The 13,924-nt window shown below is 70.6% G+C and carries 10 protein-coding genes; 5 read left to right on the plus strand and 5 right to left on the minus strand.

Features of this window, described 5'->3' with window-relative positions; all coding sequences use genetic code 11:
* Positions 1–9 precede the first annotated feature (9 nt).
* Together AC1RRV_RS02380 and AC1RRV_RS02385 are read left to right on the plus strand one after the other, a co-directional pair.
* Positions 10–1,935: a sialate O-acetylesterase gene (locus tag AC1RRV_RS02380; protein ID WP_492857962.1), complete on the plus strand. Its 1,926-nt coding sequence runs from the start codon at positions 10–12 to the stop codon at positions 1,933–1,935.
* A 213-nt stretch (positions 1,936–2,148) separates the two neighbouring features.
* Entirely contained in the window at positions 2,149–2,319 is a 171-nt protein-coding gene (locus AC1RRV_RS02385; protein ID WP_492857963.1) for a hypothetical protein, read from the plus strand.
* Here AC1RRV_RS02385 and AC1RRV_RS02390 read toward each other — a convergent pair.
* The gene (locus AC1RRV_RS02390) at positions 2,300–3,910 is read right to left on the minus strand and encodes a carboxylesterase/lipase family protein (protein ID WP_492858103.1); all 1,611 of its coding nucleotides are present in this window, start codon (positions 3,908–3,910) and stop codon (positions 2,300–2,302) included. The two genes, AC1RRV_RS02385 and AC1RRV_RS02390, sit on opposite strands and share 20 nt — an antisense overlap.
* 250 nt (positions 3,911–4,160) lie before the next feature.
* Between AC1RRV_RS02390 and AC1RRV_RS02395 the strand changes: the two genes are divergently transcribed.
* Entirely contained in the window at positions 4,161–5,573 is a 1,413-nt protein-coding gene (locus AC1RRV_RS02395; RefSeq protein ID WP_492857964.1) for a S41 family peptidase, read from the plus strand.
* On the opposite strand, the gene AC1RRV_RS02400 is transcribed toward AC1RRV_RS02395, so the two are convergent.
* Both AC1RRV_RS02400 and putA read right to left on the minus strand, forming a co-directional pair.
* A complete protein-coding gene (locus AC1RRV_RS02400) occupies positions 5,574–6,905 on the minus strand; it encodes a glycoside hydrolase 5 family protein (protein ID WP_492857965.1) in 1,332 nt (443 codons plus the stop codon).
* 196 nt (positions 6,906–7,101) lie between these two features.
* Positions 7,102–10,203 (minus strand): bifunctional proline dehydrogenase/L-glutamate gamma-semialdehyde dehydrogenase PutA, encoded by a 3,102-nt coding sequence (gene putA, locus AC1RRV_RS02405; protein ID WP_492858104.1) that lies wholly within the window; start codon positions 10,201–10,203, stop codon positions 7,102–7,104.
* A gap of 439 nt (positions 10,204–10,642) precedes the next feature.
* Between putA and AC1RRV_RS02410 the strand changes: the two genes are divergently transcribed.
* Positions 10,643–11,110, plus strand: coding sequence for an Lrp/AsnC ligand binding domain-containing protein (locus AC1RRV_RS02410; RefSeq protein WP_492857966.1), 468 nt, complete (start codon positions 10,643–10,645; stop codon positions 11,108–11,110).
* Positions 11,111–11,226: 116 nt separating this feature from the next.
* On the opposite strand, the gene AC1RRV_RS02415 is transcribed toward AC1RRV_RS02410, so the two are convergent.
* Positions 11,227–11,802: a CGNR zinc finger domain-containing protein gene (locus AC1RRV_RS02415; RefSeq protein WP_492857967.1), complete on the minus strand. Its 576-nt coding sequence runs from the start codon at positions 11,800–11,802 to the stop codon at positions 11,227–11,229.
* 111 nt (positions 11,803–11,913) lie between these two features.
* Between AC1RRV_RS02415 and AC1RRV_RS02420 the strand changes: the two genes are divergently transcribed.
* Positions 11,914–12,396: a lipocalin-like domain-containing protein gene (locus AC1RRV_RS02420; RefSeq protein ID WP_492857968.1), complete on the plus strand. Its 483-nt coding sequence runs from the start codon at positions 11,914–11,916 to the stop codon at positions 12,394–12,396.
* A 117-nt stretch (positions 12,397–12,513) separates the two neighbouring features.
* Here AC1RRV_RS02420 and AC1RRV_RS02425 read toward each other — a convergent pair whose 3' ends face one another.
* Positions 12,514–13,923: an efflux transporter outer membrane subunit gene (locus AC1RRV_RS02425; protein WP_492857969.1), complete on the minus strand. Its 1,410-nt coding sequence runs from the start codon at positions 13,921–13,923 to the stop codon at positions 12,514–12,516.
* Between the last annotated feature and the right edge of the window lies 1 nt (position 13,924).

Genomic DNA, 13,924 nt, shown 5'->3' on the forward strand with positions numbered 1-13,924 from the left:
GGAGCGTCCATGCGGCTGAAGTTGTGGGCCGTCGCGGCCGTCTCCCTGCTGGCCACCCAGGCCGAGGCCGGCCCGCTGGCCTCGGTGTTCAGCGACCACGCGGTGCTGCAGCGCGACCAGCCGATCCGGGTCTGGGGTCAGGCGGCGCCGAACGCGGCGGTCGCCGTCGAGCTCTCGGGAACCGGCGTGGCCGCCACCGCCGACGCCCAAGGCCGCTGGAGCGCCGTCCTGCCCGCGCGCCCCGGCGGCGGTCCGGCCCTGGCCCTGACCGTTCAAACGGGCGGCGAAACCCAGGTCGTCTCCGACCTCCTCATGGGCGATGTCTGGCTGTGCTCGGGCCAGTCAAACATGGAGTACCCGCTGCGCCGCGTCCTGAACGGCGACGGCGAGGTGGGCTCGGCCACGGACCCCAACATCCGCCTGCTGCAGACGGGCAAGATCAGCAAGCCCGCGCCGCAGGCCGACCTGCCGGCCGGGGTGGTCTGGAAGGTCTCGACACCCCAGACCTCGGCCGAGTTCAGCGCCGCCTGCTTCGTCATGGGCCGCGAGCTGCGCAAGACGACGAATGTCCCGATTGGCCTGATCGACGCCACCTGGGGCGGCTCGGTGATCCAGGACTGGATCAGCCGCGAAGGCCTGGCGGCGCTGAAAACCTATGACGAGGGTCTGGCGGTCCTGGCCGACTACGCCCGCGACCCGACCGTTGGCGCGGCCAAGTGGGGCGCGATGCTGGACCGCTGGGCCGCCGCCAAGATCCCGAACGCCAAGGGCTGGGAGAAGCCGGACCTCGACGACCGCGCCTGGAAGACCATGGGCATGGAGAACTTCTGGGAGCAAGCCTCGCCCGATCTGGCGACCTTTGACGGGACCGCCTGGCTGCGCACCGAGATCACCCTGACCAAGGCCCAGGCCGCTCAGGGCGCGACCCTGTCGCTGGGGCCGGTCGACGACATCGACACCACCTTCGTCAACGGCCGCGAGGTCGGCTCGAAGGAGGGCTGGGATACGCCGCGCGACTATCGCCTGGCCCCCGGCGCGCTGAAGGCCGGCCGCAATGTCGTCGCCCTGCGCGTCATCGACACCGGCGGCGGCGGCGGGGCCTGGGGCAAGGCGGCGTTGAAGGGGCTGAAGCTGGACGACGGGAGCTTCGTCCCGCTGTCGGGGACCTGGCGGTTCCAGGTCGCCGCGCCGTTGTCCGAGACCGCCCTGCCGCCGCACGCGCCGTGGCTGGGCGCCAGCGGCCTGTCGACCTTGCGCAATGGCATGATCGCGCCGCTGGCCCCATTCGGGGTCAAGGGCTTCGCCTGGTACCAGGGCGAGGCCAATGTCACCGAGGCGAGCGAATACGCCCGCCTGATGCCGGCCCTGGTCGCCGACTGGCGCAAGGCCTTTGGCGGCGACCAGGCCTTCCTGCTGGTGCAGCTGGCCGCCTTCGGGGCGCAGGGGCCGGGGACGACCAAGTCCGACTGGGCCGCCTTGCGCGACGTCCAGCGACGCACGGCCGCCGCCGATCCTAAGGTCGGCATGGCGAGCGCCGTCGACATCGGTTCGCCCTACGACATCCACCCGGCCGATAAGGCCCGGGTCGGCCAGCGCCTGGCGCTGCTGGCGCGGAAACTGGCCTATGGGGAGGCGGGACTGGTGGCCTCGGGCCCAGCGCCGCTATCGGCCCGTCGCGAGGGCGGTGATGTGGTCGTGCCCCTGGACCAGCCGGCCGTGGTCTATGGCGCGGCGCGCCCGATCGGCTTCGAGCTGTGCGACGCGAGCGCGTGCCGGTTCGTCGATGCGACGGTCGAGGGGGCGAGCGTGCGGTTGGCGGTTCCGGCGGGGATGACGGCGACCAAGGTCCGCTATGCCTGGGCGGATAGTCCGATCATCAATCTCTACGGCGCGACGGGCCTGCCCGCGACGCCGTTCGAGGTGGCGGCGCCATAGATCCTCCCCTTTCGGGGGAGGTGGCCCAGAGGGCCGGAGGGGGCAGCGCGGCCTTTGCCCAGACAGCGCCCTCAGTCGCTCCGCGACAGCTCCCCCAACGGGGGAGCATCTGGCGCGCCACAAGCGTCAGCACGATTCCTTGGTTACCCCGCCGCTAACCAGCAACCTCTTGTATCCGCTGCACATTCCAATCCCCTGAAAGGGAGCCGGACAGTGGCGTACGACGAGTGTCAGGCGTGGATCGACCTGTGGGAGGTCGTGTTCGGCGAGCCGCCGCCGATCGCGGCCGCGCCCGACGTGACGGCGCGGATCCTGATCGAGCACCTGCCGGCCGCGCCGCCTTACGAGGTCAGTCCCGTCGGCGCTACGTCCCGAACTGAGTGAACGGCACGCGGTTGAAGAACTCGCGCTCGGCCCCGCGCGGGTCGTCTTCCAGGCGCGAGGTGTTGTCGAACACCATCGTCTGGCGGCGGGGCAGGGTGTAGGGCTCCCACTTGGGCAGGGCGCCGCCGTTCGGGTCGCCGGTGCGGGCGAAGGCGATGAAGGCGTCGCTCATCGTGTTCGACATGGCCACCGACTCCGGCCCCGTGCCGACGATCGAGCCCTTGGCGTCCAGCGTGCCGAACACCAGGCCGATGTCGATGGTGTGCGGCGCGCCGAAGATCCCGCCGTCCTTGGGCGACTTCCAATTGACCTGGTAGGCGTAGGCCGGCGCGCCGGCGCGGGCCCGTTCCTCGTCCTGGATGATCGCGGCCTTCCACGAGCGGCCGGCCGTCGAGGCGGCGAAGAACACGTCCGACGGCGAGTAGTTGGGATAGGTCTGGCGGTAGAAGGCCACGACCGTCTCGGGGTCGATATCGATGCGGCCGGCGAACTGGCTCGGCAATTTGGCGATCACCTCGTCCCAGGTCTGGGGGAAGGCCTTGGCGTCGAAGCCGATGAAGCCCTTGGTCTCGTCGTGGGTGTTGCCGCACATCATCGGCACCGACAGGCCGAGCGGCGAGGCGTCGGGGAAGAACGGGTGGCGGGTCAGGCTGCGCTGGTCCAGCACCGGGCCCATATAGACCCCGCCCGAGCCGGCGATCGGATCGACCGCCCTCAGGCCGGCCAGCATGTCCGTCGCGGGCAGGGCGCGCAGGGCGGCGAGATCCTTGACGCCCAGCTTGTCGATCAGGGCCTTGGCGCGCTTGGTGGCGTTGAACGGGCCGCCGGCCGTGACCTGCTGGCCGCTCATGGTGGCGGCGCGGTGGAAGAGGCCCTTGGCGCTGGGCATGGCCATCAGCGTGGCGATCTTGGCCCCGCCGCCCGACTGGCCAAACAGCATCACCCGCTCCGGATCGCCGCCGAACGCCGCGATGTTGTCGCGCACCCATTGCAGGGCCAGGACTAGGTCCAACTGGCCGTTGTTGCCGCTGTCGGCGACGCTGGGATCGTTGAACAGGCGAGCGAGATAGAGATAGCCGAAGGCGTTCAGGCGGTGATTGACCGTGACCACCACGACGTCGCCGCGCTTGGCCAGTTTCGTGCCCTCGTACCAGGCGTGACCGCCGGAGCCGCCGTTATAGGCGCCGCCGTGGATGTAGAACATCACCGGCCGCTTGCCGCCGTCCGCTAGACCCGCCTTCTTCGAGGGTTTGGCCGGGGTCCAGACGTTGAGGAACAGGCAGTCCTCGGACAGCGTCTCGCCCTCTTCGCCGCGACCGGACTGCATCGAGGCCGCGCCATAGGTCAGGGCGTCCTTCACGTCGGTCCAGGGCTCGGGTTTGATGGGCGCCATGAAGCGGCGCGCGCCGCCGGCGTCGGCCCCGTAGCGCAGGCCCTTGAAGACGCTGACCCCGTCCTGGGCGTAGCCGCGGACCTTGCCGTTGGTGGTCGCCACGACCGGCGAACGCGCCTCGGCCGTGAAGCTGGCGGCCGGGAGCGCCGCGTAAGCCGCGAGGGCGGCGCCGCCGACGATCAGGCTGCGACGGGCCATGTTGGGGCGGGCCATGTTGGGGCGGGTCTGGGAAGGGGCGTCCACGGCGGTTCCTCCGGCGGCTTCTGGCGAGCTTGGGGCTAGCGGTAGCACGGGTGACACCGGTGACAATCCACATTTGCGCGCGACGGCCCGCCCGACCTTGCGCCGTTTTAACCGGGCCGGGAACGTGTCTTACGTCCTTTTAACGTGGCGCCGGGCGAGCGGACGATTAGGAGGCCGAACGTCGTTCTCGGGGAAATCCGTTCGCATGATCTCGCGCCTTCGCGCCGCCGTCGCCGCCATCGCCCTCTGGGGCGTCGCCGCGCCCGCCTTCGCCTATGACCCGGCGCCGTGGATCGAGGATCTGCGCCAGATCCGCGCCGCGCTGGACACCCGCTACGCCAATCTGGAGTGGCTGACGGCGGAGCGCGGCATGAACCTGGACGCCAGCTTCAAGGCCGTCGAGGGGGCGCTGGGTCGGCAGTCGTCTGACGCAGAGGCCAAGGCGCTGATCGATCGGGCCCTGACCTCGCTGGCCGACGGTCACCTGCTGGTCAACTGGACGCCTCCGCCGACGGCTTCGGGCGGCGCGACGGGGTCGGGTCTGCCGTGCGCCGACCTTCGCGCCCCGCGCGCCCGCGCCCCGGTCGCCGCGGGCCTGCCGGGCTGGGCGGCTGTCGACGGCGAGGGCGCGCGCGAGTTCCCCGGCGGCCTCGTCACGGTCGAGGGCCGCAAGATCGGGGTGGTGCAAATTGGCGTCTTCGAAGCCGACCAGACGGTCTGCCAGGCCGCCGCCGCCCAGCTGAAGCTGCCGATGGACAAGCCCTGCGACGGCGACTGTTCGGGCAAGCTCGACACCGCCGTCTATCAGGTGCTGACCGACCGCTTCGCCGCGCGCCTGACCGGCATGAAGGCCGCCGGCGCCGAGGTGCTGATGATCGACCTGGCCGGCAATGGCGGCGGGCGCGAGTGGGCCGAGGTCGCCGCGCGCATGGTCACGCCGGTCCGCCTGAAGAGCGCGCCGGTGCGTCTGGTCCGCTCGCCGGAGGCGGCCGCCCAGCTGGACAGCCTGGCGCTGGATATCGAGGCCAACGTCAAGGCCGAGCGCGGAACGCTGAAAGCCGACCTGCTGCGTCAGGCGGCCGATCTGCGGGCCCGCGCCGCCGAGGCCCGCCGTTCTTGCGAGACGACCCAGCCGTGCGCCCGCCTGGTCGAGGCCGGCTACGGCGCGGGGGTCTGGGCTTCGGCCGACCCGACCGCCCTGGCGGACAAACCGTGGGGCCAATCGGTGTTCCACCCGATGAAATGGCGCTGGCGCGAGGGCGTCTGGAGCGGGCCGCTGATCGTGCTGGTCGACGGCCGCACGGGCAGCGCGTCGGAAGAGTTCAGCGCCATGCTGCAGGACAACAGGGGGGCGATCATCCTGGGCTCGCCCACGGCCGGCTCGGGCTGCGGCCACGCGACCGCGGCCGGCCCCGTGACCTTGAAGAACAGCGGCGGGCGTCTGTTCCTGCCCGACTGCCTGCGGCTGCGCGCCGACGGCTCCAACGAGATCGGCGGCGTCGACCCCGACGTGCTGGTCGGCTTCCGCATGACCGACGGCGCGGCCCTGAAGGCCAAGCGGCTGGCCGTGCGCCTGCCCGACGCGGTGACCAATGCCGTGGCGCTGGCGGGGCGCTAGCTACAGCGCCTTCACCGCCGCCGCGTGTTCGGCGATCACGGCCAGGGTCGTGGGGTCGGTGTCGAAGACGCCGTACAGGCCCTGTTCCTCCTGGGGCGGATCGCCGACGAAGCTCTTGTCGCCGGCGGCGAACCAGGCGTCGGGGTGCTGGGCGCGGCCTTCGCCGTTCCAGGCCCAGAAGTTGGTGCCGGCGATGGGGCCGCCGGCCTTCATGTCGTCCAGGGCCAGGCCGTAGATCGTCCGGTAGAAACGGTCCTTGTCGGCCGTTGCCGAGCCGGGGGTGAAGGCGCGGGCCTCGCGGATCAGGCCGAACTCCTCGATGACCATCGGCTTGTTCAGCTGCTTGGCCAGGGCGATGTGGCGGGTGACATAGTCGCGGCAGCGCGCCTCGCCGGCCGCGTAGGTCGCCGGCTGGTTCTTGGGATCGATCCAGCCCCAGTTGTTGGGCCAGACGTGGACGGTGAGGTAGTCGATATTGGTCGGCCTGTGGGCGTCGAGCACGCAGCTCTCGCGCTCCAGGCATCCCATGCTGCCCTCGCTGCCCGTGCTGACCAGGTGCTTGGGATCCAGGGTCTTGATGATCGTCGAGATCTCGCCGATCCAGTGATAGTAGGTCGGCAGGTTCTTGGTCCCGAAGGCGTCGGTGCCGCCTGGGCGGGGCTCGTTGGCCAGTTGCCAGGCCATGATCGCCGGATCGTCGCGATAGGCCAGGTTGGTGACCGAGTTCACCCGGCCGATCAGGCTCATCAGGTAGCGGCGGAACAGGGCGTTGGCCTTGGCGTCGCCGTAGAAGCGGGCCGAATAGTCCGGAAACTCCGGCCACGGATGATTGGGGTCGCCCTGCTGGAACCAGGGGCCGTTGCCGACCCAGTTCAGATAGGCCGGCATGCCGCCCGACCAGTCCCAGAAGTTGTTGACGTAGATCACCGCCTTCATGTCCCGCGCGGCCATCTCGGCCAGCAGGTAGTCGAGCCCCTTCAGCAGGTCCGGGTCGGAGACGCCCGGCTTCTCCTGGAAGGTGGGACTGACGGCGGCCTTGGCCGGCGAGCGCTCGCCCGCGCCCAGGACCCGCAGGTTGGTGACGCCCAGGGCCTTCAGCCGGTCCAGCTCGCGCTTCAGCCGCTCGCGGTCGCCGGTGACGCCGGGCGATCCCAGCCAGGCGCCGTACCAGAGGTTCGCGCCGACGAAGCGGTAGGGCTTGCCGTCGAGGACCAGCCGACCGTTCTTGACCGCTACGAAGCCCTTGGGCGGTCCCGGCAGCGGCTTCTTGCTGGCGCCGAGGGCGGGGACGGCGGAGAGCGCGGCCAACAGATGGCGGCGAGAAAGGGTCATGGCGCGTCCTCCCAGACGGATCGGGGAGCTTAGGCGTTACGCGGGACAGTTGTGAAGGTGTGCTGGGAAATCCTCTCCCCAGGGGAGAGGTGTCGGCGCAGCCGACGGAGAGGGAAGAAGTTGGCTCAGCAGCACTTCCCCCTCCGGCGCTCCGCGCCACCTCCCCCGCCAGGGGGAGGATTGATGCTTCGCGGACCTACAGATTCAGCAGCGCCGGATCCCCGCCCTGGGCGGTGATGTTGACGCTGACCGCCCGCTCGACCGCGAAGCGCAGCAGGGCGTGGGGGCCGCCGGCCTTGGGGCCGGTGCCCGAGAGGCCCTCGCCGCCGAACGGCTGGACGCCGACGACGGCGCCGGTCATCGAGCGATTGACATAGGCGTTGCCGGCCGGGACCAGGCGCTGGACGTCGGCCGCGAAGCTCTCGATCCGCGAGTGGATGCCCAGGGTCAGGCCGTGGCGGCGCGCGGCCAGGGCGGTGGCCACCTCTTCCAGGTTCTCGGGCTTGTAGCGGACCACGTGCAGCACCGGGCCGAACACCTCGCGCTCCAGGAAGTCGGCGGCGGGAATCTCGGCCAGGACCGGAGCGAAGAACGTGCCGCCGGCCGGGGCGGCCAGGGCGTGCAGCACCTTGGCCTCGCGCTTCAGGCGGACGAGGTGCTTGTCCAGGGCGTCCTTGGCCTCTGCGTCGATCACCGGGCCGACGTCGGTGACGGCCAGGGCCGGGTCGCTGAGGACCAGGGCGTCCATGGCGCCCTTCAGGCCGTCGATGATGTGCTCAGCGGTGTCCTCCGGCAGGAACAGCAGGCGCAGGGCCGAGCAGCGCTGGCCGGCCGAACCGAAGGCGCTGACGATGACGTCGTCGATCACCTGTTCGCGCTGGGCGGTGGTGTCGACGAACATGCCGTTGAGGCCGCCGGTCTCGGCGATGAACGGCACGATCGGGCCTTGGCGCTGGGCGAGCGTCTGATTGATCCGCCAGGCGGTGTCGGTGCCGCCGGTGAAGGCGACGCCGTCCAGGCCCTCGTGGCTGGTCAGGGCCGCGCCGACGGTCTCGCCCCGCCCCGGCAGCAGGGCCAGCAGGCGCGGGTCGAGGCCGGCGGCGTGATAGAGCTTCACGGCTTCGAAGGCGATCAGCGGCGTCTGCTCGGCGGGCTTGGCCAGCACGGCGTTGCCGGCGGCGAGGGCGGCCGCGATCTGGCCGGTGAAGATGGCCAGCGGGAAGTTCCACGGGCTGATGCAGACGAAGACGCCGCGACCGGCCAGGCGCAGGACATTGGTCTCGCCGACCGGGCCCTTGAGCAACTCGCCGGCGCCGAACTGATCCTCGGCCAGGGTCGCGTAGTAGCGGCAGAAGTCGACGGCCTCGCGCACCTCGGCGATGCCGTCCGACAGGGTCTTGCCGGCCTCGCGGGCCAGGATGGCGATCAGGCGATCGATATTGGCTTCCAGGGCGTCGCCCATGGCGCGCAGGGTCTTGGCGCGAGCCGGGCCGCCGGCCTGGTCCCAGGCCGGTTGCGCCGCGCGGGCCAGGCGGAAGGCTTCGTCGATCTGCGGCAGCTGGGCTTCGGAAACCGAGCCGACCACCTTGGCCGCGTCGGCCGGAGCGGCCACCGGCATCGGCGGGGTCCCGGCGGCGACCTTGCCGCCGACCAGCGGACCGGCCGAGAGGGTGACGCCGTCCAGGGCCGTGACGGCGGCGTCCAGGCGCTCGCGATCGGCCTTCACCGACAGGTCGAGGCCGGCGCTGTTCTGGCGGCGTGGCCCATAGACCTCGATCGGCGTCGGGATCTTGGCGTGGCGGTCGGGGTGGGCTTCGACGGTGTCCATCGGGTCGGTGACGACCTTCTCGACCGGCACGCGCTCGTCCAGCAGGGCGTGGACGAACGAGGTGTTGGCGCCGTTCTCCAGCAGGCGGCGGACCAGATAGGGCAGCAGGTCCTCATGACCGCCCACGGGTGCGTAGGCCCGCAGGGTGATGCCGTCATAGAGGTCGTCGGCGGCCTTGTAGAGCGCCTCGCCCATGCCGTGCAGGCGCTGGTGCTCGATCTTGACGCCGGCGTTCTTGGCCATGCGCACCACGGCCGCCAGGGTGTGGGCGTTGTGGGTGGCGAACTGGGCGTAGAGGTGCGGGGCGGCCTCGATCAGGGCCTTGGCGTTGACCAGGTACGACAGGTCGGTGGCCGGCTTGGTCGTATAGACCGGATAGTCCGGGCGGCCGGCGACCTGGGCGCGCTTGATCTCGCTGTCCCAGTAGGCGCCCTTCACGAGGCGGACCATCAGGCGACGGCCGGTGTCCTTCGAGAGGGCGGCCAGACGCGCGATCACCTCGCCGCAGCGCTTCTGATAGGCCTGGACGGCCAGGCCCAGGCCTTGCCACTCGCCCAGCTCCGGCTCGCGGCACAGGCGGTCCAGCAGCTTCAGCGACAAGGCCAGGCGGTCGGCTTCCTCGGCGTCGATCGTGAAGTTGATGTTGTAGCGGGCCGCGATCAGCGCCAGGCGCAGGGTGCGGGGATAAAGCTCCTCCCACACGCGGTCCTCGTGGGTGGCCTCGTAGCGAGGGCACAGGGCCGAGAGCTTGACCGAGACGCCGTGGCCCTTCTCAGGACCGGCGCCGTTCGACAGCTTGCCGACCGTCTGGATCGCGTCGGCATAGGACTTCTCGTAGCGCGCGGCGTCGGCGGCGGTGCGGGCGCCTTCGCCCAGCATGTCGAAGCTGCACATGTCGCCTTCGTTGGCGGCGCGCTTGATGGCCGCCTCGATGGTCCGGCCCAGGACGAACTGTTCGCCCATGATGCGGATGGCCTGGCCGACGGCGGCGCGGATCACCGGCTCGCCGATGCGGCCGGCCAGCTTCTTGATGAAGCCGGGCATGTCGTTGCGGGCCTCGTCGTCGGGCTCGACGATCTTGCCGGTCAGCATCAGACCCCAGGTCGAGGCGTTGACGAACAGGCTGTCGGAGCCGCCGAGGTGCGACGCCCAGTCGGCCGAGCCGATCTTCTCGGCGATCAGCTTGTCGCGGGTGTCGTCGTCGGGGGTGCGCAGCAGGGCCTCGGCCAGGCACATCAGGGCCAGGCCCTCGCGGGTGCCCAGGCTGAACTCCTGCAGAAAGCTTTCGACCACGCCCTGCTTGCGGACGCTGCGGCGGGCGCCGCGCACGAGGGCCTCGGCCTCGGCGCGGACGGCGGCGCGATCCTCGCTGGAGAGGGGCTTGGCGGCCAGCAGGTCGGCGATCACCGCGGCTTCGTCGCGATACTTGCCGGCGTCGAGGCTATCCCAGTCCGTCGTGGCCCAATCCATCTGAGGCGTGGCGTGCATGGTCGTTCCCTAATTAGTATATCGTCGGTCTAACTTGCCTTCGGCCAAAGGTGCTTCGTTTGTTGGGCGCTGGGTCCGTTTGTCCTTCGGTCGAAACGCGAAAAATGATCGTCCGCTCCAACGAGGGGCGGGCGGTCGCGACGGATAGACCAGAGCATGCTCTGGAAAAGGGGAGGGAGGAAGGGACGCGGCTTTCGGGGGGAGACGCTCGCGTCCCTTCCTCTCTGGCGCGACGCCCTCAGGGGGAGAGGGGAGGCGTCGCGTCGGTTCCAACCACGGCGGCTGGCCGTGTCCGCCGGCGCCTCTGAGGAGGGGGGAGCGCCAAGCGGGGCTGGAACGATTGGAGGTGTACCGCCAAGCTTTCCGAATGTGCTACGTTTGTGACCGTTACTTTTCGAAGCTTCTTCGGTGAAAATTCGATATGGCCATTTCCGCTCTAGATGACACCGACCGCCGGCTGTTGAAGGTTCTGCAGGCCGATGGCCGCATTACCAACGCCGAGCTGGCCAAGCGCTGCAACCTGTCGCCGGCCGCCACCTTCGATCGGGTCCGCCGCCTGCGCGAGCGCGGCTACATCACCGGCTACGCGGCCCTGCTCGACCCGGCCAAGGTCGACCGGGCCCTGCTGATCTTCGTCGAGGTGGTGCTGGAGCGCACGACCGGCGAGGTGTTCGAGGACTTCGCCAAGGCCGTGCGCCGCGCGCCCGAGATCCTGGAGTGCCACATGGTGGCCGGCGGCTTCGACTACCTGATCAAGGCCCGGGTGCGCGACATGGAGGCGTACCGGAACTTCCTCGGCGACATCCTGGTCAAGATGCCCGGCGTCCGCGAGACCCGGACCTATGCGGTGCTCGAGGAGGTCAAGAGCACGGTGCAGTTGCCGCTGTAGGGGCGTTGCGTCCTTCGAGGCTCGGCTTCGCCTCGCACCTCAGGATGAGGAATTCAGTGAAGCTTTCCTCATCCTGAGGTGCGCGCTCTTGAGCGCGCCTCGAAGGACGCACGGTCTCACCCCTTCTCCCGCTCCCGGAACGCCGCCACCTTGGCCCTATTCCCGCAGGCGCTCATCGAGCACCAGCGGCGGTCGCCCTTGCGCGAGGTGTCGAGGAACAGGATCGCGCAGGTCGGCCCCTGGCACTGGCGGATGCGCTCGCCGTCCGGGCCGCCCAGCAGCGCGATGGCCTCGCGCGCGACGCTGGCCAGAAGCTCCCGTGCTCGACCTTTCAGGCGCATCGACCCGGAGGTGTCCAGCCAGGGCGTGGCGGCCGGCTGGACGGCGAAGGCGTTGAGGGCCTCGCGCGGCCCATCGGGCAAGGGGCGGTCTTCGGCGCGGGCAGCGGCCAGGGCGTAGAGTGTCTCGCGAAGATCGCGCGCGGCCGAAAGATCTTCGGCGGATGCGCCCATGGGGGCTTCGGCGAGGCCCGCCGCGACCAGCCAGCGGTCGAGGTCGGCCGGGATGGCCAGGGCGTCGCGATGGTTTCCGCTCACCCGCCCCGCCAGGGTCGCCGGCAGGTCCAGCGGCAGGCGGCCGCCCCGGAAGCGGAAGCCGTCACGGGTCTCTTCGAGTTTGGGCGTCACGAACATCTCACGGGAAACCGGCTCCTCGAAACCGGCCCTCGAAACCGGATTGACAGGTTAGCCGCATTCGCCGAACTTGCGCCAGTAACCTGTCAAATAAGTTACGCGGAGTGTGAGATGCGAAAGACCATGACGGGCCTGGCTTTGGCCTTCGCGACGGCGGGTGTGGCCCAGGCGGCGGACTTTCCGCTGGCCGGGACCTGGACCCTGACGGCGGCCGACCGGCTCACCCCGGCCGGCGTGCGTGAGCATGACTACGGCGCCGCGCCCAAGGGGCGGCTGATCGTCGACGCGGCCGGCCGCTACAGCCTGCAGATCTTCAGGAGCGAGCGCACCGGCTTCGCCTCGGGCGACAAGAAGCGCGGCACGGCCGAGGAATACGCCGACGCGGCGCTGGGCTCCTCGACCCACTACGGAACCATCGTCATCGACGAGGCCGCCCACCAGCTGGTGTTCAAGATCGAAGGGGCGTCGTTCAAGAACTGGGAGGGCGCGACCCAGAGGCGCGCCTATGAGCTGAAGGGCGACGCCCTGAGCTGGCGCGTGCCGACCGCGCCGGACGGGAATGTCCCGATCTCGGAGTGGAAGCGGGAGCGCTGAGTTAGGGGTGGAACGGGCGGCTCCAGGGGTGGGGGGAGGAGCGCGCCCGTTCCGTTCGCAGCCATCGGGGGGGATGATGGACAACGAACCGCCCCGGCTCGCGCCGGGGAGCTCTGACTATTCGGCGCTGGCCGGGGCCCCGCCGCCGAGGGTCTTGTAGAGGGTCACCAGGTTGGTCGCCCGCGCCAGGCGCGCGGTGATCAGGCCCTGTTCGGCCGCGTACAGGGTGCGCTGGGAATCGAGCAAAGTCAGGGCGCTGTCGAGGCCGGCGTCGCGGCGCTGCTGGGACAGGCGCTGGCTGCCGGTGGCGGCCGTGACCAGCCGTTCCTGGGCGGCGACGCGGTCGGCGACCGTGGCGCGTACCGACAGGGCGTCGGAGACCTCGCGGAACGCCGTCTGCACCGTCTTCTCGTAGGTCGCCACGGCGATGTCGCGGCTGGCCTTGGCGCTGTCCAAGCCGGCGACATTGGCGCCGCCGGCGAAGATCGGCAGGCTGATCTGGGGCACGAAGCTCCAGACCCCCGTGCCGCCCGTGAACAGGCCGTCCAGGTCGCCGCTGGCCGTGCCGGTCGAGCCGGTCAGGCTGATACGCGGGAAGAAGGCCGCGCGCGCCGCGCCGATATTGGCGTTGGCGCCTTGCAACTGGTGCTCGGCGGCCAGGACGTCGGGACGACGGACCAGCACGTCCGACGGCAGGCCGGCCGGGAGGTCCGCCAGGATCTCGGCCGAGGCCAGGCCATTGGACGGCAGCAGGTCGGCCGGCACGTCGCCGCCGGCCAGCAGGGTCAGGGCGTTACGGTCCTGAGCCACCTGGGCGGTGTAGACCGCGACGTCCGAGCGGGCCGTCTCAGTCAGGGTCTCGGCATTGCGCAGGTCCAGCAGCGAGCCGGCCCCGCCGTCGACGCGCTGGCGCACCAGGCGCAGCGAGTCCTCGCGGGTGGTCAGGGTGTTCCGGGCCAGGGCCAGGCGGTCCTGGTCGGCGGCCAGGGTCAGCCAGGCGTTGGCGGTCTCGGCGATCAGGCTGGTGCGGACCGAGCGGCTGGTCTCGCGCGTGGCCAGATAGCTCTGCAGAGCCGCGTCCTTCAGGCTGCGGACGCGGCCGAAGATGTCCAGCTCATAGGCCGTGAAGCCGACCGTGGCGCTGTAGGTCTCGGTGTCGGTGGCCGCGCCGGTCGATGAGATCGAGCCGGGCGTGCGGCCGCGCTGTTCGGACAGCACGCCGTTGACGCCCGGGAACAGGGCGGCGCGCTGGATGCCGTACTGGGCGCGGGCCTTCTCGATGTTCAGCACCGCCACGCGCAGGTCGCGGTTCTGCTTGAGCGCCAGGTCGACCACGCCTTGCAGACGGGCGTCGACCAGCACCTGGCGCCAGTCGAGGTCGGCGGCCGTGACCGAGCCGGTGGGCTCGGCGATCGGCGTGGACCAGGTCTGGGCCACCGGCAGAGCCGGGCGCTGGTAGTCCGGGGCCAGGGTGCAGGCGCCGACCGCCGTGGAGGCGACCAGGATCAGGGTGAGGTTACGCAGCATG

It is taken from the genome of Caulobacter sp. GW821-FHT11E10, from assembly GCF_058808375.1.